The 22,532-nt window shown below is 71.5% G+C and carries 17 protein-coding genes and 2 pseudogenes; 12 read left to right on the top strand and 7 right to left on the bottom strand.

Annotated features, from left to right (window positions below; all coding sequences use genetic code 11):
• Positions 1-25: 25 nt before the first annotated feature.
• Entirely contained in the window at positions 26-487 is a 462-nt protein-coding gene (locus tag ACFUJR_RS26550) for a hypothetical protein (protein WP_383450779.1), read from the bottom strand.
• Positions 488-1,075: 588 nt separating this feature from the next.
• Between ACFUJR_RS26550 and ACFUJR_RS26545 the strand changes: the two genes are divergently transcribed.
• The 8 genes and pseudogenes from ACFUJR_RS26545 (at position 1,076) to ACFUJR_RS26510 (ending at position 10,772) form a co-directional block, all read left to right on the top strand.
• Positions 1,076-2,296 carry an RICIN domain-containing protein gene (locus ACFUJR_RS26545; RefSeq protein WP_383181754.1) on the top strand — a complete coding sequence of 407 codons (1,221 nt, stop codon included), beginning with the start codon at positions 1,076-1,078 and terminating at the stop codon, positions 2,294-2,296.
• A 61-nt stretch (positions 2,297-2,357) separates the two neighbouring features.
• The gene (locus ACFUJR_RS26540; RefSeq protein ID WP_383169970.1) at positions 2,358-3,683 is read left to right on the top strand and encodes a nicotinate phosphoribosyltransferase; all 1,326 of its coding nucleotides are present in this window, start codon (positions 2,358-2,360) and stop codon (positions 3,681-3,683) included.
• 96 nt (positions 3,684-3,779) lie between these two features.
• Positions 3,780-5,588: a methylmalonyl-CoA mutase family protein gene (locus tag ACFUJR_RS26535; RefSeq protein WP_383169972.1), complete on the top strand. Its 1,809-nt coding sequence runs from the start codon at positions 3,780-3,782 to the stop codon at positions 5,586-5,588.
• Positions 5,588-7,762: a methylmalonyl-CoA mutase gene (scpA, locus tag ACFUJR_RS26530; protein WP_383169974.1), complete on the top strand. Its 2,175-nt coding sequence runs from the start codon at positions 5,588-5,590 to the stop codon at positions 7,760-7,762. The genes ACFUJR_RS26535 and scpA overlap by 1 nt, the downstream gene beginning before the upstream one ends.
• Positions 7,759-8,766, top strand: a complete 1,008-nt coding sequence (gene meaB / locus ACFUJR_RS26525) for a methylmalonyl Co-A mutase-associated GTPase MeaB (RefSeq protein WP_383169976.1) — start codon at positions 7,759-7,761, stop codon at positions 8,764-8,766. The genes scpA and meaB overlap by 4 nt, the downstream gene beginning before the upstream one ends.
• 366 nt (positions 8,767-9,132) lie before the next feature.
• On the top strand, positions 9,133-9,597 hold the full coding sequence (locus ACFUJR_RS26520; protein ID WP_383169978.1) for a DUF5709 domain-containing protein: 465 nt from the start codon (positions 9,133-9,135) through the stop codon (positions 9,595-9,597).
• Between the two features lie 75 nt (positions 9,598-9,672).
• A pseudogene (locus tag ACFUJR_RS26515) lies at positions 9,673-9,914 on the top strand (DUF6480 family protein).
• Positions 9,915-10,295: 381 nt separating this feature from the next.
• Complete coding sequence (locus ACFUJR_RS26510; RefSeq protein WP_383169980.1) at positions 10,296-10,772, top strand: diadenosine tetraphosphate hydrolase; 477 nt, start codon at positions 10,296-10,298, stop codon at positions 10,770-10,772.
• A 126-nt stretch (positions 10,773-10,898) separates the two neighbouring features.
• On the opposite strand, the pseudogene ACFUJR_RS26505 reads toward ACFUJR_RS26510, so the two are convergent.
• Positions 10,899-11,105 (bottom strand): annotated as a pseudogene (locus tag ACFUJR_RS26505) (phosphohydrolase); the annotation flags it as partial.
• A gap of 156 nt (positions 11,106-11,261) precedes the next feature.
• On the opposite strand from ACFUJR_RS26505, the gene ACFUJR_RS26500 reads away from it, so the two are divergent.
• On the top strand, positions 11,262-12,470 hold the full coding sequence (locus tag ACFUJR_RS26500) for an amidohydrolase (RefSeq protein ID WP_383169982.1): 1,209 nt from the start codon (positions 11,262-11,264) through the stop codon (positions 12,468-12,470).
• Between the two features lie 88 nt (positions 12,471-12,558).
• On the opposite strand, the gene ACFUJR_RS26495 is transcribed toward ACFUJR_RS26500, so the two are convergent.
• The 4 genes from ACFUJR_RS26495 to ACFUJR_RS26480 form a co-directional block, all read right to left on the bottom strand.
• On the bottom strand, positions 12,559-14,595 hold the full coding sequence (locus tag ACFUJR_RS26495) for a S9 family peptidase (RefSeq protein ID WP_383169984.1): 2,037 nt from the start codon (positions 14,593-14,595) through the stop codon (positions 12,559-12,561).
• A complete protein-coding gene (locus tag ACFUJR_RS26490) occupies positions 14,568-16,352 on the bottom strand; it encodes an N-acetylglutaminylglutamine amidotransferase (RefSeq protein WP_383169986.1) in 1,785 nt (594 codons plus the stop codon). Before ACFUJR_RS26490 ends, ACFUJR_RS26495 begins: the two co-directional genes overlap by 28 nt.
• A gap of 226 nt (positions 16,353-16,578) precedes the next feature.
• Positions 16,579-17,745, bottom strand: coding sequence for a glutamate--cysteine ligase (locus ACFUJR_RS26485; protein WP_383169988.1), 1,167 nt, complete (start codon positions 17,743-17,745; stop codon positions 16,579-16,581).
• A 734-nt stretch (positions 17,746-18,479) separates the two neighbouring features.
• Positions 18,480-18,917 (bottom strand): DUF6223 family protein, encoded by a 438-nt coding sequence (locus ACFUJR_RS26480; protein ID WP_383169990.1) that lies wholly within the window; start codon positions 18,915-18,917, stop codon positions 18,480-18,482.
• 212 nt (positions 18,918-19,129) lie between these two features.
• On the opposite strand from ACFUJR_RS26480, the gene ACFUJR_RS26475 reads away from it, so the two are divergent.
• The 3 genes from ACFUJR_RS26475 (at position 19,130) to ACFUJR_RS26465 (ending at position 22,284) form a co-directional block, all read left to right on the top strand.
• Positions 19,130-20,257: a sensor histidine kinase gene (locus ACFUJR_RS26475; RefSeq protein ID WP_383169992.1), complete on the top strand. Its 1,128-nt coding sequence runs from the start codon at positions 19,130-19,132 to the stop codon at positions 20,255-20,257.
• A complete protein-coding gene (locus ACFUJR_RS26470; RefSeq protein ID WP_383169993.1) occupies positions 20,254-20,916 on the top strand; it encodes a response regulator in 663 nt (220 codons plus the stop codon). Before ACFUJR_RS26475 ends, ACFUJR_RS26470 begins: the two co-directional genes overlap by 4 nt.
• Positions 20,917-21,159: 243 nt before the next feature.
• Entirely contained in the window at positions 21,160-22,284 is a 1,125-nt protein-coding gene (locus tag ACFUJR_RS26465) for a tyrosine-type recombinase/integrase (protein ID WP_383169995.1), read from the top strand.
• A gap of 42 nt (positions 22,285-22,326) precedes the next feature.
• On the opposite strand, the gene ACFUJR_RS26460 is transcribed toward ACFUJR_RS26465, so the two are convergent.
• Positions 22,327-22,500 carry a helix-turn-helix domain-containing protein gene (locus tag ACFUJR_RS26460; RefSeq protein ID WP_383450774.1) on the bottom strand — a complete coding sequence of 58 codons (174 nt, stop codon included), beginning with the start codon at positions 22,498-22,500 and terminating at the stop codon, positions 22,327-22,329.
• Positions 22,501-22,532 lie beyond the last annotated feature (32 nt).

The raw sequence follows: 22,532 nt of genomic DNA, 5'->3' as shown, positions 1-22,532 counted from the left end.
CGTGGACGCCGATGGCTTCATCCACCTACGCGGCCACGCGAAGGACCTGATCATCCGCGGCGGCCACAACATCGACCCCGCCGTCATCGTCTCCCCACTTCACCACCACCGCGCAGGGCCAGACCACGGAGTTCCTCATCCTCCAGGAACAGGACCGGACCGAGCACGTCGCCACCAAGAAGGAACTCGCCGAGGCCAAGAAGAACTCTGGATCAGGATCCCCCGCTTCGACTACACCCCATCCGAACGCCTCCGCCGCGTCCTCAGCGGCGGCCAGCCACACCGGGCGAACGAATGGTCCCACACCCCCGGACGCTCCCTCGAAGACCAGCTCACCGAGATCGCACAGGAGGTCACGCTTCGCGGCGAAGCCGCCGAACGCAGACGTCTCGACGAGATCGAAGCAGCCCGTCAGAAGCGCATCCGCTGGGAAGCCCCCATGGAAGACGCACGCGTCCAGTACGCCGAGGCGTACCGCGTCAGGCACTTCGAAGCACAGGAAACCGCATGGCGCCATGCCATCCGACTGACGGAGTACGTGAGCGCCGTACGCACCCACGGGTCGAGACCATGCCCCCGGGCCAGGCCAGGACCCAAGCCGGGGCATGGATCGGCTGGGCGACAGCACGCGTGGAGCGCCTCGACCCGCTGAACACACCGCCCCGGCTGCCCGACATCCCCGAACCACGAGCCGACGATCTCAGGCCCTCTCTCGGGCACTGGAGCCCTTACGGGCCCCGTGACACCACACGCCGGACACCCTAGCCTCACGGAACGTCACTACCAAGAAGCGGATGAGGCCGGGTCAGCCAACAACTCGGCAGCCAGCGCCCCAGCCACCTCAAGGTGCCTACAACCACGCAGCTGAGGGCTCCACCCGGCGGCCGCAATCGCGCATGACGACCCATCAGAAACCGCGCCGTCCGTGCGTCAAACGTGCGTCACGCGCGTCAGATATGCGTCAAGATATCGCGCCCAAAGCACGTAACGCCCATCACGCACACTCGGAGAAACGGCAGGTCAGGAGCCCTTCGAGGCGGGCTCAAGGATCGCGACGCACTCGACATGATGGGTCATGGACATCACGTACAACGCATATCTCGGGCTCTACATCGGCGAGCCGCAGGCCGTCGACCAGAGCGGCGGGGCTCCCCAGCAGTTCTACGCCACCGGCGACCTCTCGAAGCAGCGGTGGCGGCTGATCGGCGACACCGGTGGCCACACCAACGCCTCGTGGTACCGCTGGTTCCTGGACAGCACGAGCCGGACCAGCTCCGCCGTCGTGGGCAGGACCTTCCGCTCGTACTGCTCCTTCGGGTGCTCGGGCGGCTCCTCCGGCGAGTACGTCGACGTCACGATCGCCACGTCGGCGCCGGCCGCCCCCGTCGACCCGAGCCGCAGCTATCGCGTCTCCTCCGGGGGCGGACGGGTGCTCGCCCAGGTCTCCGGCGGGTCCGCCACGACCTCGGTGCCGGCCGGCACCGGGGCGGCGCTGGAGTCGTGGATCTTCACCTCGCTGGGAGACGGCGCCTATCGCGTCGCGAACGCCTCCACGGGCGGGCTCCTGGGGGTCGACTCGACCGTCACGAGCAGCCGCGCCTGGGGCACGAGACCGACCGTCGGAGCGGCCGGGCCGGGCGGGCCGACCGTCGGTCAGCAGTGGTTCGTGATCCCCGGCACCACCGCGACGGGCACCGTGACGGGCACGTACCGACTGGTCAACCGCTACAGCGGCCTGGTGATCGGAATGTCGGCCGCGACGGCCCGGCCGGCCGAGACCACCCCCGCCCGCTCCTGGACCGACTCCTCGGGCAGCGGGGTCGGCGGGGTGCGCAGCGCGGCCGAGCAGACGCTCACCCTCACTCCCGTGGGCGAGGCCCCCGGCTCCCTCGACGGCGTCCGGACCCTGGTCGCGGGCGGCAAGGCGCTGGACAACCCGGATCACAGCACCACGCCGGGGACCCAGCTCATCACCTACGCGGTCAACGGCGGCGCCAACCAGAAGTGGCGGTTCACCCGGCAGGCGGACGGCTCGTACCAGCTGGTCAACGTCGAGTCGGGGCTCTGCGCCGATGTCGACGGCGGCTCGACGGCGGCCGGGGCGCGGGTGATCCAATGGCCCTGCACGAGTGGCGCCAACCAGCGCTGGTCCGTGACGCTCCGGCCGGACGGGACCCACACCGTCGCCTCGGTGAAGAGCGGCCTGCTCCTGACCACGGCGTCGACCGCGAACGGCTCCCTGGCCACCCAGCAGCCGGACACCGGCTCCGGCCTGCAACGGTGGACGATCGGCTGACACCGCCCGGCCGGCCGAGCGCCCCCGTGCGGGGCGCCGGCCGGCCGCGCATGCTCGAAGCATGCAGGTGACCACCACCGACCTCTACGAGGTCACGATGGCGCTCTCGTATCTACGGGAGGGCATGCGGGCGCCTGCCACGTTCAGCCTCTTCGTACGCGACCTCCCGCCGGGCCGCGGGTTCCTCGTCGCCGCGGGTCTGGAGCCGGTCCTCGACCACCTCTCCCGGTTCCGGATCGGCCGGGCGGACGTGCGGGAGTTCGCCGAGGTACTGGGGTGGCCCGTGGAGACGCTCGAACCGCTGCACGGCCTGTCCTTCGACGGGCAGGTCCGCGCCGTCCCCGAGGGGCGGCTCGTCTTCGCCGGCGAGCCTCTCGTCGAGGTCACCGCGCCGCTGCCGCAGGCCCAGCTCGTGGAGACGTACCTGCTCTCCCTGCTCTGCCATCAGACGACGGTCGCGTCCAAGGCCGCACGGTGTGTGCTCGCGGCCGGCGGCCGGCCCCTGGTGGACTTCTCGCTGCGCCGGTCCCACGGACCGGCGGCCGGCATGCAGGCCGCGCGGCTCGGTGCGCTGGTCGGCTTCGCCGGGACCAGCAACGTCGCCGCGGCGGTCCGGTACGACATTCCCGGCTCGGGCACGATGGCCCACTCGTACGTCCAGGCGTTCCCGTCCGAGGAGGACGCCTTCCGGGCCTTCGCCCGCTCCCATCCCGGCCCGGTCACGTTCGTCGTCGACACGTACGACACCGACCGTGGGGTGGAGACGGCCGCTCGCGTCCTGGGTGAGCTGGAGCGCGGTCCGGGGTGCGCGATCCGTCTGGACAGCGGTGACCTGGGCGTGCTCGCCCACCGGGCCCGCGCCACGCTGGACGCCGCGGGGCTCCGGGATGTCGGGATCATCGCGAGCGGCGGTCTCGACGAGTACGTGATCGCCGGGCTCGTACGGGACGGGGCGCCGATCGACGTCTTCGCGGTGGGGACGCGGGTGGGGGTGGCGGCGGACGCCCCGTATCTGGACGCGGCGTACAAGCTGGTCGAGTACGACGGCACGCCGGTCATGAAGTTCTCGCCCGGGAAGGCGACGGCGCCGGGTCCGAAGCAGGTGTTCCGGGGCCCCGGACTCCGGGACGTCGTCGGCCTGGCCAACGAGGAGCCGCCGGCGGGCACCGAGCCGCTGCTGCGGACGGTGATGCGCGGCGGGCTTCGAACGGAGCCGCCGGACACACTCGACGCGGCGCGCGGCCGCTTCGAGGCCGACCTCGCGCTGCTTCCGGAACCTGCCCGCCGGATCGAGGACCCCGTGGCCCCCGTCCCGGGCATGTCGACGCGCCTGGGTGTGCTGACGACGATCGTCCGGCACCGGATCGGGGCACGCTCGGGGTCCTAGACACCTCTAGCCCGGAATCGGCCCGCGCTTCAAGGAGGGCAAGGTCACAGCCGTGTGCCCTGCTGCTCCTTTGTTTACCTGACCTAACATCCGAGCATGACAGTCCTTCCCGACGACGGGCTCAGCCTCGCCGCCGAATTCTCCGACGCAACCCGTGAGCAGTGGCAGCGCCTTGTGTCAGGCGTGCTGAGCAAGTCGGGTAAGGACGTGGAGGGCGCGGCGGCCGAGGACGCCCTGACGACCACTCTGGAGGACGGGCTTCGTGTCCGTCCCCTGTACGCGGCCGGTGACATCGCGTCCGATCCCGGCTTCCCCGGCTTCGCGCCCTTCGTGCGGTCCGCCCGCGCCGAGGGCAACACGCTGGGCGGCTGGGACGTACGACAGCGCCACTCGGCCGCCGACGGCGAGGCGGTGCTGACCGACCTGGAGAACGGCGTCACGTCGCTCTGGCTGGTCGTCGGCGAAGGCGGCGTCCCCGTGTCGTCACTGAGTCGGGTCCTGGAGGGCGTGTACCTCGACCTCGCACCCGTCGTCCTCGACGCGGGCGCGGAGGTCGAGGACGCGGCTCGGGAGTTGCTGCGGCTGTACGAGGAGCGGGGCGTCGCGAAGGGGGCGGCGCGCGGCGGTCTGGGCGCCGATCCGCTGGGCTTCGAGGCGCGTACGGGCCGGTCCTTCGGCTTCGCTCCCGTCGCCGCTCTCGCCCGCCGGTGCGCCGAGGAGTACCCGGGCCTGCGGGCGCTGACCGTCGACGCGTTGCCGTACCACGAGGCCGGAGGATCGGCCGCGCAGGAGCTGGGGTGCTCGCTGGCGACCGGGGTCGCGTACCTGCGGCAGCTCACCGAGGCGGGGCTCAGCGTCGAACAGGCCTGCGGGCAGCTTGAGTTCCGGTACGCGGCCACCGCCGACCAGTTCCTCACCATCGCCAAGCTGCGGGCCGCGCGCAGGCTGTGGGCCCGGGTCGCCGAGGTGTGCGGAGCGGGGTCGGCGGGCGCGCAGAGGCAACACGCGGTGACGTCGTCGGTCATGATGACGCGGCGCGACCCGTGGGTGAACATGCTGCGTACGACGGTGGCCACGCTGGCCGCCGGTGTGGGCGGGGCCGATGCCGTCACCGTGCTGCCGTTCGACCACGCGCTGGGCCTGCCGGACGGGTTCGCCCGCCGCATCGCCCGTAACACCTCGACGATCCTCATCGAGGAGTCGCATCTGTCCCGGGTGATCGACCCGGCGGGCGGATCCTGGTACGTGGAGCGGCTGACGGACGAGCTGGCCGAGGCCGGCTGGGAGTTCTTCCAGTGGCTCGAGCGGATCGGCGGTCAGGCGGAGGCGCTGCGCTCGGGCCGTCTCGGTCAGGACCTCGCCAACACGTGGGAGGCGCGCAGCGCGAAGCTGGCGAAGCGGCGCGAACCCATCACGGGCGTCAGCGAGTTCCCGCTTCTGACCGAGAAGCCCGTCGTCCGCGAGGCCGCGCCCGAGCAGCCGGCCGGCGGTCTGCCGCGCGTGCGTCGCGACGACGCGTTCGAGGCGCTGCGCGCGCGCTCCGACTTGCATCTCGCCGCGACCGGCGCCCGGCCCCGGATCTATCTGGCCACGCTCGGCCCCGCCGCGGCGCACACGGCGCGCGCCACGTTCGCCGCCAACCTGTTCCAGGCGGGCGGCATCGAGCCCGTCGTGGAGGGCACCTTCGAGGAGAGCGGGGCGACCGAGGCCTGCCTCTGCTCCAGCGACGCGCTGTACGAGGAGCAGGCCGCGGCCCGGGCCGGTGAACTCGGGTCGCTGGGCGCCCGCCATGTGTTCCTCGCCGGGCGGCCCGCCTCGTACGCCGGTGTCGACTCCTACGTCTTCGCCGGCTGTGACGCCGTCGCCGTACTCTCCGCCACGCTCGACCGCATGGGAGTGTCCTGATGTCCATCCCCGATTTCTCCGCGATCGGTCTGGGGACTCCGACCGCCGCGGCCGGCGCCGACGAGTGGCGGACGGCCGTCAAGAAGGCCTCCGGGGGTGACGACCTGCTCTGGGAGACCCCGGAGGGCATCGCGGTCAAGCCGCTCTACACCGGGCAGGACCTGGAGGGCCTGGACTTCCTGGAGACGTATCCGGGCATGGCCCCGTATCTGCGCGGTCCGTACCCGACGATGTACGTCAACCAGCCCTGGACGATTCGTCAGTACGCGGGTTTCTCGACGGCCGAGGAGTCCAACGCGTTCTACCGGCGCAACCTGGCGGCCGGCCAGAAGGGGCTGTCGGTCGCCTTCGACCTGCCCACGCACCGCGGCTACGACAGCGACCATCCGCGTGTGACCGGCGATGTCGGCATGGCGGGTGTGGCGATCGACTCGATCTACGACATGCGGCAGCTCTTCGACGGCATCCCGCTGGACAGGATGACCGTGTCGATGACGATGAACGGCGCGGTGCTTCCGGTGCTCGCGCTGTACATCGTGGCGGCGGAGGAGCAGGGGGTACCGCCGGAGAAGCTCGCGGGGACCATCCAGAACGACATCCTCAAGGAGTTCATGGTCCGCAACACGTACATCTATCCGCCGAAGCCGTCGATGCGGATCATCTCCGACATCTTCGCCTACACGTCGCAGCGGATGCCGCGCTACAACTCGATCTCCATCTCGGGCTACCACATCCAGGAGGCCGGTGCCACGGCCGACCTGGAGCTGGCCTACACCCTCGCCGACGGTGTGGAGTACATCCGCGCCGGGCGTGAGGCGGGTCTGGACGTGGACGCGTTCGCGCCCCGGCTCTCCTTCTTCTGGGCCATCGGCATGAACTTCTTCATGGAGATCGCCAAGATGCGGGCGGCCCGGCTGCTCTGGGCCAAGCTGGTGAAGCAGTTCGACCCGCAGAACGCCAAGTCCCTTTCGCTGCGCACCCATTCGCAGACGTCGGGCTGGTCGCTCACCGCGCAGGACGTCTTCAACAACGTCACGCGTACGTGCGTGGAGGCGATGGCGGCCACGCAGGGCCACACGCAGTCGCTGCACACGAACGCCCTCGACGAGGCTCTCGCTCTGCCGACCGACTTCTCGGCGCGCATCGCCCGCAACACGCAGCTCCTCATCCAGCAGGAGTCGGGCACGACGCGTGTGATCGATCCCTGGGGCGGCAGCGCCTACGTGGAGAAGCTGACGTACGACCTGGCGCGCCGGGCCTGGCAGCACATCCAGGAGGTCGAGGCGGCGGGCGGAATGGCCAAGGCGATCGACGCCGGCATCCCCAAGCTGCGCATCGAGGAGGCCGCGGCCCGCACCCAGGCCCGTATCGACTCCGGACGGCAGCCCGTGATCGGCGTCAACAAGTACCGGGTCGACTCCGACGAGCAGATCGACGTGCTCAAGGTCGACAACTCCTCCGTACGCGCCCAGCAGATCGCCAAGCTGCGCCGGCTGCGCGAGGAGCGGGACGAGACCGCGTGCAGGGACGCGCTCGACGCGCTCACCCGGGCGGCCGGCGGCGAAGGCAACCTCCTTGAGCTCGCCGTGCGCGCGGCGCGTGCCAAGGCGACCGTGGGTGAGATCTCCGACGCACTGGAGAAGGTGTACGGGCGGCACGCGAGCCAGATCCGTACGATCTCCGGCGTGTACCGCAACGAAGCCGGCGAGTCCCCCTCCGTCGAGCGCACCCGCACCCTCGTGGACGAGTTCGCCGAGGCCGAGGGCCGCCGCCCCCGCATCCTGGTCGCCAAGATGGGCCAGGACGGCCACGACCGAGGCCAGAAGGTGATCGCCACGGCCTTCGCCGACCTGGGCTTCGACGTGGACGTCGGCCCGCTGTTCCAGACGCCGGCCGAGGTCGCGCGCCAGGCCGTCGAGGCGGACGTGCACATCGTCGGGGTGTCGTCACTGGCCGCCGGACACCTCACCCTCGTCCCGGCGCTGCGCGAGGAACTCGCCGCGGAGGGGCGCGAGGACATCATGATCGTCGTCGGCGGCGTGATCCCGCCGCAGGACGTGCCGACCCTCCTGGAGATGGGCGCGGCAGCCGTCTTCCCGCCCGGGACGGTGATCCCCGACGCGGCGTACGACCTGGTGAAGCGGCTCTCGGACGGTCTCGGGCACGAGCTGTGATCGACCGGGACGCGTATGTGAAGGGCGTACTCGGCGGGAAGCGGGCGATCGTGGCACGCGCGATCACTCTCGTCGAGTCCACCCGCCCCCGACACCGCCTGCTGGCACAGGAGTTGCTGACCGAGCTGCTGCCGCACAGCGGGAAGGCGCGGCGGATCGGGATCAGCGGCGTGCCGGGGGTCGGGAAGTCGACGTTCATCGACGCGTTCGGCACGATGCTGACCGGCCTCGGCCACCGGGTCGCGGTGCTGGCCGTCGACCCGTCGTCGAGCCGGACGGGGGGCTCCATCCTGGGTGACAAGACGCGGATGGAGCGGCTCGCGGTGGACCCGGCGGCGTTCGTGCGGCCGTCGCCGACGGCCGGGACGCTGGGCGGGGTCGCCAAGGCGACTCGTGAGTCGATCATCGTGATGGAGGCCGCCGGCTACGACGTGGTCCTGGTCGAGACGGTCGGTGTGGGGCAGTCCGAGACCGCCGTGGCCGACATGGTCGACTCGTTCCTGCTGCTCACGCTCGCACGGACGGGAGACCAGCTGCAGGGCATCAAGAAGGGTGTCCTGGAGCTGGCGGACGTGGTCGCCGTCAACAAGGCGGACGGACCGCACGAGCGGGACGCCCGCGCGGCGGCTCGTGAGCTGTCGGGGGCGCTGCGGCTGATGCACGGTGCGGACGCCGCCTGGACCCCGCCCGTGCTGCATTGCAGCGCCCGGGAGTCGACCGGTCTCGACACGGTCTGGGAGCGCCTCGAACAGCACCGTACCCTGCTCGACTCGACGGGCCGCCTCGCGGCCCGCCGGCGCGACCAGCAGGTCGACTGGACCTGGACGATGGTCCGGGAGGAGCTGCTGGGTCGCCTGCACGCCCACCCGGCCGTACGGGCTCTGGCCCCCTCCCTCGAACAGCAGGTCAGGGAGGGCGAGTTGACGGCCACGACCGCCGCCGAGCGCCTCCTCCGCGCCTTCGGGGAGCCGGGCGGGACGGACGACGTGGCGCAGGGGTCATGACGCGGCGGACGTGAGACGGACGCGGCGTAGCCGGGTTGTCTTCGCGCGGGACGCGGGCCGGGGAGGTACATCCCCGGCCCGCGCCGGCGTTCACCGCCGTCGGTCCGCCGGTGCCGGGGGCCTGGCTGATGCCGCCGTCGGAGCCGGGGCCGCTGGAGCAGGCGGCTGCGAGATCGAGTGGAGAGCAGGCCCCGCAGGCATGAAGGGGCCGGGCCCGGGAAGGCGGCGGGCGGGGCCGGATCCGCCCTGTCGGCGTCGGCGGAGATACCCTGAGGATGCGGATCAGCACGGGGACGGAAACGGGGACGGCCGATCGCCGGCCCTGGGCGGGGCGGGGCACGACCGCACCGAGAGGAGATCCGGACCATGTCCGAGAACCAGGCCACCTCCCGCGGAGACGACGTCTACCAGCCCGCTTACCCGGACGGCGCGGACCACCCCGACGGCGAGCTCGACCCGGACAACGCCCTCGGCACTCCGGTCACGGAGGACATGGGCGAACCCGGCTACTCCCCACCTGATCACCCTCGGGGCGTGACCAGGCACGGCACGACCGTACGGGAACAGCGCGAGGGAGAGTCCCTGGACGACCGCCTGGCCCAGGAGAGTCCCGACGTCGCCGCCCCGGACGGCGACGACATCGGCGACCTCGCGGACGGCGAAGGAGAGCCCGTCGACGCGGAGTCGGGCCTGTCCCGCGCCGGCCGTCTCGCCGTGCCCTCCGGAGGCAGTACGACCACGATCGTGGCCGACGACGTGGGCCCGGACGACGGCATCACCTCGGCGGAGGAGGCCGCGGTCCACGAGGAGACGGGCATCGACGGCGCCTGACCGCCGATCCGGAGGGCCGGCCAACCCGTGGCATCTGTCAGGCATGGTCCCGGCCACCACGGGGACCCGCCCGGTATGACCGACAAATACCCGGAGACCAATCCGGACCCCGACCCCCGTACGACATCAGGACTCGAACGGGGTGGCGGGGTGCCGCCCGGGGAGACTCCCCCGCAGGGGCCGGCACGGGCACCGGCACCGGCCCCCACCGCCCCCTCAAGGCCGGCCGGGGCGCCGGTCCGCTCGTCCTGATCGTGGCACTGGCCGTGCTGGTCGCCCTCTTCCTCCTCGTCTACGCCATCGTGCTCGCGCTCTGACCCGGGCCGTCGTCGCAGTGACGGCGGTTGGGCGGCGTCTCCTGGACCCTGGCCTTCAGCGCCTGCCTGATCACCCCGGCGCGGTCGCCGTCGGCCTCGACGAGCGCCGTCGCGGCGGCCTCGGCCCGATCGAGACTCGCATGCGGAGGGATCGGGTGCCGATCCCTGCGAGTGGGTACGCATGCCGGCGCGCTCCTGCGAGTCCCTACGCGGTGAACGCCGACAGGACGGTCTTGGGGTAGTCGGCGAAGAACGCCTGCGGACGGTCTCAGCGGGTTCCGTACGGTGCGGCTACCCAGCGGGCCACTGCTTACCGCCCCGGTTCTGCAGAGCCGCGGTTCATGGCCGGAGGGCGATCATGGCCCGGTAGAGTCGGATGCCATGACGGACGACTGGCGGGCGGACCGCATCGGAAGTGCGCTTCGCGGCGAGAACCCGTCGGTGCTGAGGCGACTCGGCGCCGGATTCGCGGTCATCGGGGACGTGCAGTTCCTGCCGGGATACTCCGTGCTCCTGACGGACGATCCCTCGGTGCAGCGGCTCTCCGAGCTGCCCAGGCGCAGGCGCCTGGACTTCCTTGCCGACATGGACCGCCTCGGCGAGGCGGTCGAACGCGCATGCAGGCGACTGGATCCCGCCTTCCGGCGTGTCAACCTGGAGATCCTCGGGAACACCGACGGTTTCCTGCACGCGCACGTCTGGCCCCGGTTCGCCTGGGAGCCCGCCGAGCTCGTCGGGATGCCGGTGTGGTTGTACCCGCGGGAGACGTGGAGCGACGAGCGGTACGCACTCGGTGCACGGCATGACACGCTCCGGGACGCGATCGGCGACGAACTGGACCGCCTCACCGACTCCTGAGCCACGTGCGGCAGTCCCGGAAGGGGGCGCGTCCGGGGCGGTGCCCGTACCGCCCCCTCTCGGGTGGCTGGTGGCACGGTCGACGACGCACAGCCGGGGTGACGCCCGCAGCCTGGACTCCGGCTCTCACAGGCCGAGCAGCCGCCGCAGCCTCGCGTACTTCTCACCGAGCCGGACCCGGGTCGGTTCGTCGAGGAGGGCGAGCCGGGCGGGGGCGGCGTTGTGGGCGAGGTCGGCCTCCTTGATGAGGCGCGCGCCCGGTGTGGCGAGGATCCGCCGCGTGTACGCCTCGTCGTCCTCGACCGGGCGCTTGGTCATGGCGTCGACCAGGTCCCGTCGCCCGTCCTGGAGAGCCCCGTCCTGGAGAGCCCCGTCCTGGAGGGCGGGGCCCCGCCCTGGAGAGCCCCGCTCTCTCCTCGGTGTGCGACCGCTTCGGCCGTGGAACACGTGGGGTGTCGCAGCGATCGACCGAGTCCGAGGAGGGCGCACGTGTCACGGAGCCTGGAGTCCCTGCACGCCCGCGTCAGGCAGGAGGTGGCCGCTCGGGCGGACCGGCTGTGGGAGGTGAGCCTGGCGCTGCACCGCGAACCGGAGACCGCGTACGAGGAGCACCGGGCGGCCGGCCTGTTGGCCGGCGCACTCGAACGGGAGGGCTTCGAGGTGGAACACGGTGTGGCCGGCCTGCCGACGGCGTTCGTGGCCCGGACGGGGTCGGCGGACGGGACTCGGGAAGGGCCTTGTGCGGCCCTCCTCATGGAGTACGACGCGCTGCCGCTTCTCGGGCACGCCTGCGGCCACAATCTGATCGCCTCGGCGGGCCTCGGGGCGGCGCTCGCCGTGCGGGCCGCGTTCGGTGGTGAGGTGGAAGGGACGCTGCTCGCTGTCGGCGCACCGGCGGAGGAGCGCGGTGGCGGCAAGGTCGCGCAGGTGGCCGCGGGTCTGTTCGAGGGCGTGGACGCGGCGCTCATGTTCCATCCGGGTGTCCATGACTGGACGTGGGCGCCGCTGACGGCCAGCGCGCAGGTGCGGGTCGGGTTCCACGGCCGCGCCGCGCATCCGACCGGCAGCCCCACGGAGGGGATCGACGCGCTGGGGGCGCTGATCCAGCTCTTCAACACGCTCGGCGTGCTGAGCAGGCGGCTGCCCCCCGGATCGCACGTCCACGGCATCGTGACGGACGGCGGGCGGGCCACGAACATCGTCCCCGAGTACGCGGAGGGGCTGTTCGGGCTGCGTGGGGCAACCACGTCCGCGCTGGAGGAGCTGGTGGAGGAGTTGCGCTCCTGCGCGCAGGGCGTGGCGCTGGCCACCCGCACCAGGGTGGAGGTGACCGACGTGGGAGGGCGGTACGAGCACTTCCGGAACAACGAGGTGTTGTCGGGCCTGTTCGCCGGCCATCTCGACCGGGCCGGCATCCGGTTGTCGCAACCCGCGCCGGGTGTGTACCTGGGGTCGTCCGACTTCGGGAACGTCAGTACGCGGGTGCCCGGGATCCACCCGTGGATCGCCATCATGGGTGCGGACGGATCCGACCACACGCCTGAGTTCGCGGAGGCGGCGGCGGGACCACGGGCGCGGAGGGTGATGCTGGCCGCGGCGGAGGCCCTTGCGTGCACGGCGGTCGACGTCCTGCTCCGTCCGGACGTACGGGAGCGGGCATGGGCGTCCATGAGGGCTGAGGCCGCCTCGGGGCGGTGAGGGCCACGGGGCGGTGAGGGCGACGGAGGTGAGGGCGGCCGCGGAGGTGAGGGCCACGGGCACACGGGCCGTACGGCGTCGGCGCAGTTCAGCCGAGCAGCCACCGCTGCATCCAGTCTGCGGAGGCGCGGCGGAACAGCCGCCGGTTCCCGGCGCGCCGGAAGTAGTGGCCCTCGTCGCGCAGCAGGAGCAGTTCCGCCACCAGCCCCCGTGCCCGCGCGGCGCTGACGATCTGCTCGGACTCGCCGGGCGGGACGTTCGTGTCGTGTTCTCCGTGGACCGCGAGCAGCGGGACACGCAGCTCGTCGACGCGGCTCATGGGCGACAGCGCACGCAGCAGGTCGCGGTCGCGTTCAGGGTGGCCGTACTTGTGAGCGGCGGATTCGGCGAGCCACGGCTCGGTTCCGGCGAAGAACGTGGCGAAGTCCGACATCCCGCACACCGTGATGCCCGTGCGGAAGAGGGCGGGGTGCCACACGAGCGAGGCGAGCGTGAGGTAGCCGCCGTACGAGTGCCCCATCACGGCGAGTCGGCAGGGATCGGCGAGGCCCGACGCGACCGCGTGGGTCGCGCAGTCGGCGACGTCGTCGATCGCGGCGAAGCGGCCTTCGCCCAGGTCGGCGTCGACGAAGGAGCGGCCCCAACCGGAGGACCCGCGGACGTCGGGGGCGAAGACGTCCATGCCCCGGCCGAGCAGCTCCTGGTAGAGCGGGTCGAAGACCGGGCGTTCCTGTTCCTCCGGACCGCCGTGCAGATGCAGGACGCACGGTGCGGGCTCACCGGGGCCCCGGCCGGGAGCCCTGTGGTACCAGCCGCCCAGGAGCAGGCCGTCGCGCGCCGTGGCACGCAGGGGTACGGGCCGCACGGGCGGGAGCCCCTGGGGTACGGAGTCGGCGTCGCTCGCCGACCACGGCGTACGCGCGGGTGGCGCCGAAGCCGGCACGGACCACACCCCGGGGCGGCGCCGGGAACCCGAGAGCGCGACCACCATGCCGTCCGGCCCCGCGGGAGTCACCCGGGTGACCACCTCGTGCGCCAGCCTCACCTCGCGCGGCGCGGGCGGCTCGGTCCGCCCGCCGGTCAGAGGGAGGCTCTCGAGCACGCTCGTTCCTCCGTCGTTCCACGCCAGGGCCGCTCGTCGGTCGCCCTCCACCAGGGTGAGCAGTTCGAGGTCGCACGCCTCGCGTGCGGTCACGACCGTGAGCTCCTTCCGCTCGTCGGCACCGTCGAGGTGGACCGCCAGGAGCGCCGCGAACTCCCGCTCGTGGTTGCTGCGCAGCCACACGGTGCGGGCGTCGGACGAGAAGCGACCGATCCATGGATCCCCGTCGGCCACCGGCAGTGTGCATGTCGGGGTCTGGTCCGCCGAGCGTACGACGACGGCCTCCCGCCTCCCTCGGGGCCCGCGGCGCAGCAGGGCCAGGCGCCCGTCCTGGCTGATGTCGCACACGCGGAGGGTCGCCGCCTCGGTCTCGTCGGCGAGAAGGTGAGGCGCGGTCGTCGCCGCGGGATCGACAAGGTACGCCGTGAGCCGGTCACGGACGGGCGCAGGCGTCCGGTCGTCCGACGCGCCGGGGCGGACGTCGGCGAGGAGGGTGGCGTGCCCGTCGCGTTCCGTCCAGCCGGCGGGACGGTCCGAGTCGGTGAGCGGTCCGGCGTTCTCTCCCACGGGCTCGGCCACCGTCACGGCGAGGGCCGAGCCGTCTGGCGTCCAGCACCCCAGATAGGCCGAACTCCCCGGCTCGGCGCCCGCCAGAACCCTGCGGTCCGAGCCGTCGGGGCGGACGCAGAGCACCCGCGTGTGGCCGCTCCCGCCGGGGGACACGGTGTACGCGATCCAGCGGCCGTCCGGTGACCAGGAGACCTCCGTGACGTGGTCCGGGCTGGTGTCCAGCAGGTGTACGGCGGCGCTGCCCACCGGCCCGGCCCAGAGCTGTGGCGCGCCCTCGCGGTCGCAGATGAACGCCACGTGCTCGCCTTGCGGGTCGGCGGACGGGTACCAGCAGCCGTGCGCCACCCACGGTCGCGGGGCGTCCCGCGGACCGGCCGCGTCGGCCAGCGGCTCCGCCACGGGAGCCGTCGACACGGGGTCAGAGGTCAGTTGATTCCGTGCGTCTGCAGCCATGTCTCCAACAACGCTACTTGCCACAGGGCGTTCGCCCCTCGGTTCGTGCGGTGGTCGTCGGGTGCCGCCAGCAGCGAGGCGACGTACTCGTCGCGGAAGAGCCCGCGCGCCCGGGCCTCCGGCGCGGACAGGACCTCCCGTACGCGTTCGAGGACGGGACCCGCCATGTGGCGGATCGCCGGCACCGGGAAGTAGCCCTTGGGCCGGTCGACGACGTTGCGCGGCAGTACCGTGCGGCCGGCCTGCTTGAGCACGCCCTTTCCGCCTTCTGCGAGTTTCAGTTCCGGCGGACAGGCGGCGGCCAGCTCGACCAGTTCGTGGTCGAGGAACGGAACTCGTGCCTCCAGGCCCCAGTCCATCGTCATGTTGTCGACGCGCTTGACCGGGTCGTCCACCAGCATCACGTGGGTGTCGAGCCGGAGTGCCGCGTCCAGTGCCGTCTCGGCGCCGGGCGCGGCCATGTGCGTGTGGACGAACTCGGCGGACGTGTCGCGGCCGGGCAGCATGTGCGGCTGCAGGATCCCGGCGAGATCGGCGTGCGGGCGGTCGAAGTAGACCTCTTCGTAACGCCGGGGCTCCTGTGCCCGTTCGGCGTCCGCGAGGGCCGGGTACCAGTGGTAGCCGGCGAACACCTCGTCGGCCCCCTGCCCGCTCTGGACGACGCTGATCTCCTTGGAGACCAGCTCCGACAGCAGGTGGAAGGCGACGACGTCGTGGCTCACCATCGGTTCGCTCATGGCGGCGATCGCACCGCCCAGGGCGGTGGAGACCCGGTCGGACGGAACCATCAACTGGTGGTGGTCGGTGTCGAAGTGCCGTGAGATCTGGTCGGAGTAGGCGAACTCGTCACCCTCCTCGCCCGCCTCCGACTCGAAGCCCACGCTGAAGGTCGCCAGGTCCTTCTGTCCCTCCTCGGCCAGCAGGGCCACGATGAGGCTGGAGTCGAGGCCGCCCGAGAGCAGGACACCGACCGGCACGTCGGCCACCGTCCGCCGGCGGACGGCCGTGCGGAGCGCGTCGAGCACGGCGTCCCGCCAGTCGTCCGGCCCCATGCCGGCGAACTCGCCGCGGCGCGTGTAGGAGGGTTGCCAGTAGCGGTGGTCGCGATGCGTACCGTCCCGTTCCACGACACGGACCGTGGCCGGCGGGAGCTTGCGTACTCCGCGGAGCACGGTGCGTGGTGCGGCGACGGTCGCGTGCCAGCTCATGTACTGGTGCACCGATACCGGGTCGAGGGAGGTGTCCACCCCGCCGCCCGCGAGGAGGGCCGGGAGCGTCGAGGCGAAGCGCAGACGGCCGGGCAGTTCGGCCAGGTACAGAGGCTTGATGCCCAGCCGGTCACGCGCGAGCACGAGCCGGCCCGTTTCGTGCTCCGCCAGCGCCACGGCGAACATGCCGACGAGGTGGCTGACGAAGTCGGTGCCCCACTGGCAGTACGCCTTGATCACCACTTCGGTGTCGGAGGTGGTGACGAAGTGGTGGCCGAGTCGCCGCAGTTCCTCGCGGAGTCGCCGGTAGTTGTAGATGCAGCCGTTGAAGACACAGGTCATCAGCGCTTCGCTGTCCGTCATCGGCTGAGCCCCGCGCTCCGACAGGTCGATGATCTTCAGACGTCGATGTCCCAGGGCAACGGCGCCCTGTGACCACACTCCCCGACCGTCCGGGCCGCGAGCCGCCATCCGGTCGGTCATGCGCTCGACCGCCGCCAGATCGGGCCGTCCCTCGTCGAAGCGGATCTCACCGCTCAAGCCGCACATGCGCCACCTCCCCGACGGGCGGACACATGCGCGAGCCTCGAAGACGCTTGAGGCGGCGGGACGGTGGGGAAGACGCGTCTCCGCATGAGTCCTGTTCTCTCCACACGTTGTTCGACTTCGGCATGGGTTGCTCTCTCCTCGATATGCCGCTCGACCAAGGGGTCGGCGGCCCGCGGCAGGCGGCATCGACGGCCGGCGTGCCGCGTGGGTCGGTGGCGCCGGTGGGTCACCTCCAGAAGGCCTTGGCCGGCGTGCCCCCCGCGCGGGAGCGGGACGCCGGACGCCGCGGGCCCGCCCGCCTTCGACCGCTCCAGTGCTCGCCGCGGGTCTCGGCCAGGAACAGGTCCACGGCCGCGAGCAGGTCGTCGTCGGCCGCCACCCGGCGTAGGCGGTGGGCGGCGCTGCCCCGTGCCAGGGCCTCCTCCGCCAGACGCTGAGCGGCGTCCCAGTCCCCGTACGACTCCAGGGTCGGGCGCAGTCGGCGAAGCATGGTGCGTACGACGTCCGGGGCCGCCGCGGGCCGACGGGTGACGGGGTCGATCAGATCGCCTTCGAGGCCGGAGCGGGCGGCCCGCCACGTCGCCGTGCGCAGCCATTCGTGCCGGTCGCCGCAGACGGCGTCCCCGGCCGCCTCGGCGTGTGCGCAGGCGTCGGTGACGAGGGCCCGGAACAGGGCCGCGACCAGCACGACCGTCTCGACGCGCGGGCAGGAGTCGCAGATGCGCAGTTCGAGCGTCTGCAGGTGCGCTGAGGGGCGGACGTCGTAGTAGATCATCCCGGGGTCGCTGATGACGCCGGAATCGACCAGTTCGCTCACGGCGGAGTCGTACTCCGCGGCGCCGGTGAAACATCCGGCCGGTCCCGAAGTGGGCCAGCGTTGCCAGAGCATGGTGCGCCAGCTCGCGTAGCCCGTGTCGGACCCGAGCCAGTACGGAGAGCTCGCGGAGAGGGCCAGAAGCGGCGGAAGCCAAGGGCTCAGGGCGCAGAGCGCCCGTACGGCGGTGTCTCTGTCGGGGACGTCGACATGCACCTGGGCGCCGCATATCAGCTGCTCGTCGGCGACCCGGCGGTACTCCTCCGCCATCGCCAGGTAGCGAGGATCGTCGGTCGGGTGTACGGCTCCGAGTCGTGCGATGGGGGCCGCGCCCGCCGCCATGATCGCCAGCCCTTGGGAGGAAGCGGCCGCGTTCAGCCGCCGCCGCGAGGCGGACAGGTCCGCGTGGAGCTCGTCGAGAAGCGCGTGCACCCCACTGTTCGACTCCACGACCGACTGGTGCAGCTCATGAGTGAAGTCGCCCCTGTGCCGGGAGAGCCGCCCGAGGACAGGGGCGGCCCGAGGTGTCAGCGCCCCGCTCTCGACATCGATCACATGGAACTCTTCTTCGACACCCATCCGGACGACCACTGCGCCTCCTGTGCGAGATCGACGATCGTCGGGCCGGTTGATCGCCCTGACCGGCGGCCCTTCCCGGGCCTGCCGTGCGACTGCCCCATCGGGGCCGACCTAAGCACTGGCCGCTCATTTGTCACACCAGCCGCTCAACTGGGCACGGGCGGCGGTGGAACCGAACATGCCGGGAGGGCGGCGCCCTACGGAAGCTTGGCCGGCATCGCGGCGCCGGCGATCGTCGAACTGCGGTCCAAGGGGGACGCGGAACAGTTCGTCCGACAGCGCCGCCGCCGGGGGAACAGGTCCATCCGACGAGGTAGAGGATCGGCCCGCAAGCTCTTCCTTCCCTCCGGGCACACTGTGCTTGCCGCGGCTTTCACGGGGGGCCGTCGCACCCCAGCCTACCCTCGGGAGGTGCCGCCCGCGCCGTAGCGCGGTGCAGGTGGCGACCGCCGAGCGGCCCGCCGCAGTCGGCGGAAGCGGGGTTCCACCGGTGGCGCCGCCAGACCGGACCCGGCGCACCGCGCCGACGCGTACACCGTCCGAGGCGACCATCTGGACCAGCCGTGCGCGGAGTTGACGATCTGAACCGCCGTCTGCAGCCACAGGTCCTGAAGCGGGGACGCGCCCATCTGTACGCGAAGGGACGTGAGGAGGCGGCCGGGTCCGCACCCGGCCCCTCGAAATCCCTTCGGGAGACGGCCTGGACGGCGTACACGCGCCGAACGCAGACCCGACTACGCGCTCCGCTGTGGCCGACCGGTACGGCGGCGGGACCAGGCCCGCACGCCGAGCGCTGTGCCGATGAGCCCCAGAATCAGGGCCACGTAAGCCCCGCCCAGCCCGTTACCGGTGCCGAGGCCACCGTCCGCGGTGGCCGCGACCAGCCCGCCGAGCGCGATTCCGGTCAGCCCCGCCGCCATGGCCGTCACCGCCCCGAGGAACCCGTTGGCAGTGCCGAGCCGACCGGCGGGCCGGGCCAGCGCCAGTACGGCGATGACCACGGCGGCGAGTCCCAGCAGCCCGCCCGTGGCGGCCCCGAGCCGCCCGAGACCGAAGTCGTGGACGCCGGCGGCGACAGGATGGACCGAGGTGTGCGCTGCCGCTGGTGCGGCAAGACCGAGCCCGCCTGTCAGGGCGGTCACTGAGGCGGCGAACAGGCGACGAGCAGACATCAGGGTGCTCCTTCTCTTCCCACGATTTCTCTTCCCACGACGGATTGCGGTTCGAGCATGTCGGCCGGGCCCATGGCTGGTCGTCCACCAGGCGCAGACACTTCGCGCTACCACGGACGCGGCAGTTGCTGCGGCGCTACTGCGCGCGTGGTATTCGACCCCTCGTCCGCGAGCGGGATTCGCCCGCGGCGGCAACGGGCTACGGTGCGCGCATGAGCACAGGACGGTTCCGCGTTCGGGCCGGTGTCAGGGACTGGGTGATCGCCGTAGGCGTGGCGGCGGCACTGCTGGTCACCGGCCTGTCGGAGCATCATCCCGCGATGGGCCGCGGCCTGCTCGGCCACGTACTGTTGGCGGTGGGCGGCCTGGCGCTGGCCGGGGGCCGCCGGGCTCCGGTTGCCGTCCTCGCCGTCACCGGGCTGTGCGCGGTGGGGTACCAGGCGGCGGGGTTCGACGTGGCGGCCGTGGCGTTCCTCTTCGCGGTGTACGCGGCGATGCGGGCGGGACACCGCCTCCTCACGGTGGTGGTGAGTGTGGCCGTGCTGGCCTCTCTCCCCGTCGCGGCGCTGGTGTCGGGTCTGCACGACTGGGGCGAGGCGCTCGCGCAGGCCCGGGCCGCCCTCGAAATCGCCTGGCTCGTCGCCGCCGGCGCCGCCGGCGAAGCCCTCCGGCAGGCCGAGCAGCGGGCGGACGAAGCCGAACGTACTCGCGAGGAGACCGCGCGGCGCCGCGCCGACGAGGAGCGGCTGCACATCGCGCGCGAGCTGCACGACTCGCTCACCCACCAGATCTCGGTCATCAAGGTGCAGTCCGAAGTCGCCGTCCATGTGGCCCGAAAGCGCGGCGAGCACGTACCGGAGGCACTGCTGGCGATCCGGGAGGCCGGCCGTGAGGCGTCCCGGGAACTGCGCGCCACACTGGAGGCGCTGCGTGACGACGACGAGTCCCCGCCCCGTGGGCTCGACCACGTCCCGGAACTGGTGGAACGGGCCGGCAGGAGCGGCCTGCAGGCGACCCTGACGATCGAGGGACGACGCCATGACGTGCCGGCTGCGGTAGGCCGGACCGCCTACCGGGTCGTTCAGGAATCGCTGACCAACATCGCCCGCCACGCGGACGCCGGCACGGTGCTGGTCCACATCGACCACCGGCCGGACGCGCTCGCCATCCGCATCGACGACGACGGCAAGGCCACGCCGGACAGCGTGCCGCGGCCCGGCATCGGGCTCCTCGGGATGCGTGAACGCGTCACCGCCCTCGGAGGTCACCTGCGAGCAGCGCCACGCAGCGAGGGCGGGTTCACCGTCCGGGCCGAACTCCCTCTGGAACGAGTCTCATGATCCGTGTCCTGCTGGTCGACGACCAGCCACTCATCCGCAGCGGATTCCGCGCGCTCCTCGACCTCGAGGACGACATCGAGGTCGTGGCCGAAGCCGCCGACGGCCTCGACGGCCTGGAACTCGCCAGGGAACACCTGCCCGACATCGCGCTCGTCGACATCCAGATGCCGGTCCTCGACGGCATCGAGACGACCCGGCGCATCGCCGCGGACCCGGCCCTGGCCGGAACGCACGTCGTCATCCTGACCAACTACGGCCTGGACGAGTACGTCTTCAACGCACTGCGCGCCGGCGCGGCCGGATTCCTCGTCAAGGACATCGTGCCGGAGGACTTCCTGCACTCCGTACGCGTCGCCGCACGCGGCGACGCCCTGCTCGCACCCTCCATCACCCGCAAGCTGATCAACCGGTACGTCACCCAGCCGCTCCCCGCCGCCACCGGCACAGCGCTGGAGGAGCTGACCGGCCGCGAGCGCGAGGCCGTCGTCCTGGTCGCGCAGGGCCTCTCCAACGGCGAGATCGCGGAGCACATGGTGATCAGCCCGCTGACCGCGAAGACCCATGTCAACCGGGCCATGACCAAACTCCGGGCCCGCGACCGCGCCCAGCTCGTGGTCCTCGCCTACGAATCCGGCCTGGTGACGCCCCATAACTCCTGACCATCGGCGACGGCTCCGTCCCGTGCGCGTCTGCGTCCTCGCGTCGACGATTGCGCGACGATACTCATGCGCAACCCCGCCCGACCTGAAAGAACACTGCTCAACGGATTGCCTGCCCATCTCACCAGGAGGCGCTCATGAGGATGCTCATCAACGTGCCCTAGTTTGGTGCGGCCGCAGGTCAGGGCCATGCTGTGGAGCCGTTGGTCAGCAAACTCCCAGCATGAGTCAGGAGCGGTGTACGTGGGGACCAAACTCATCCGTGGGATGGGCAGTTTCTTCAAGACCTGCGGCTGCAAACGGCAGGGCGGGTGCGCACACCCCTACGCTATCCGGTTCCGCGACGGAACGGGGCGCCAGTGCGAAGAGTCGGGCTACCCGACGCAGGACGACGCCCTCGACCGTCTCACGCAGGTCTACAGGGAGAAGCGCAGCACTCCCGCGCAGCAGTCCGAGGTCAAACGAACGCTGGGCAAGCAGCGTTTCGGCGAGTACGCAGGCGCCTGGCTGCCGCGTCAGCGCCACTTCGCACCCGGCACGGTACGCACGGTCAAGCAGCTGCTCGACCGCCAGCTGCTCCCGGTCCTCGAGTCCCGCCGGATCAACAGCTTCTCGCCGACCGTCATCGACGACTTCATCATGTCGATGGAGGAGCGCAAGGTCGGCCTGGCCACACAGCAGAACGCCTTCGACACCCTCAAGAAAATCCTGCGGGACGCCCACCGCAGGGGCGGGATAACCGCCGATCCCTTCCACGGCGTTGTCCCACCGGAGTACATCCCCACCCGGATCACCATCCCCACCGTGGAGGAGATCCACGCCCTCAAGGAGGTCGCTTCCAAGGCCCTCGTCGTCGTCATCGACCTGATGTCCGGGTGCGGGCACCGGAACGGCGAAGCGTTCGCAGCCAACCTCGAAGGAATGGTCGCTGACGACGTGTACCGCATCACCGAGCAGATCGAAGGGAGGACCCGGCAGCGCGCCCCGCTCAAGCACCGCAAGGCTGGCGACTTCCGCGAGGTCCCCATGCCGGCCACGGTCCGGGAGTCCCTCCTCAGGTACGCACACGACGTCGGCACGGACCAGAACGGCTTCTTGCTACGTACTCAGCGCAGCCCCTACTGGGCATACACGACGCTCGACTACCAGTGGAGCGCAGCCAGGAAGCGAGCCAGCATCACACGGAAGCTGAACCCATACTCCCTGCGCCACTTCTTCGCCTCGAACTGCCTGTCCAAGGGAATCCCCATCACCGACGTGGCCGAGTGGATGGGTCACTCGAACATCAATATGACGTACCGCATCTACCGCCACCTGATGCCGGCGTCCATCGGCCGCGCGGCCAAGGTCCTTGAGGCCGGACTCTAACGGGGAGCCAGGAGGGGCCGGGCCTTCCACCCGGCCCCTCCTTCAGGAGACCTTCTGTTGCTGCGCCCACCGTTCAAGGTCATCGATCTTGAACTTGAGCCGCCCTCCGAAGTAATAGCGAGGGATGCCGTACCTCCGTGAATCGCGATACATCCAACGCTGAGACATGTCCAAATATTCGGCCGCTTCAGCAATCCCAAGGAACCGGCGACCCATAGGGCACCTCATCTCTCACCAGTGATTCGGCC

This window comes from Streptomyces sp. NPDC057271, from assembly GCF_042668715.1.
In the GTDB taxonomy this organism is placed as follows: domain Bacteria; phylum Actinomycetota; class Actinomycetes; order Streptomycetales; family Streptomycetaceae; genus Streptomyces.
Note: the sequence above shows the minus strand (reverse complement) of the source record. Positions and strands in the feature narration are given on the sequence as shown.

Bases quoted from the DNA above. Each gene is read 5' to 3' on its own strand.
- ACFUJR_RS26545 (WP_383181754.1), top strand. From the start codon at position 1,076: ATGGACATCACGTACAACGCATATCTCGGGCTCTACATCGGCGAGCCG.
- ACFUJR_RS26540 (WP_383169970.1), top strand. From the start codon at position 2,358: ATGCAGGTGACCACCACCGACCTCTACGAGGTCACGATGGCGCTCTCG.
- ACFUJR_RS26535 (WP_383169972.1), top strand. From the start codon at position 3,780: ATGACAGTCCTTCCCGACGACGGGCTCAGCCTCGCCGCCGAATTCTCC.
- scpA (WP_383169974.1), top strand. From the start codon at position 5,588: ATGTCCATCCCCGATTTCTCCGCGATCGGTCTGGGGACTCCGACCGCC.
- ACFUJR_RS26520 (WP_383169978.1), top strand. From the start codon at position 9,133: ATGTCCGAGAACCAGGCCACCTCCCGCGGAGACGACGTCTACCAGCCC.
- ACFUJR_RS26510 (WP_383169980.1), top strand. From the start codon at position 10,296: ATGACGGACGACTGGCGGGCGGACCGCATCGGAAGTGCGCTTCGCGGC.
- ACFUJR_RS26495 (WP_383169984.1), bottom strand. From the start codon at position 14,595: ATGGCTGCAGACGCACGGAATCAACTGACCTCTGACCCCGTGTCGACG.
- ACFUJR_RS26490 (WP_383169986.1), bottom strand. From the start codon at position 16,352: ATGTGCGGCTTGAGCGGTGAGATCCGCTTCGACGAGGGACGGCCCGAT.
- ACFUJR_RS26485 (WP_383169988.1), bottom strand. From the start codon at position 17,745: ATGGGTGTCGAAGAAGAGTTCCATGTGATCGATGTCGAGAGCGGGGCG.
- ACFUJR_RS26480 (WP_383169990.1), bottom strand. From the start codon at position 18,917: ATGTCTGCTCGTCGCCTGTTCGCCGCCTCAGTGACCGCCCTGACAGGC.
- ACFUJR_RS26475 (WP_383169992.1), top strand. From the start codon at position 19,130: ATGAGCACAGGACGGTTCCGCGTTCGGGCCGGTGTCAGGGACTGGGTG.
- ACFUJR_RS26470 (WP_383169993.1), top strand. From the start codon at position 20,254: ATGATCCGTGTCCTGCTGGTCGACGACCAGCCACTCATCCGCAGCGGA.
- ACFUJR_RS26460 (WP_383450774.1), bottom strand. From the start codon at position 22,500: ATGGGTCGCCGGTTCCTTGGGATTGCTGAAGCGGCCGAATATTTGGAC.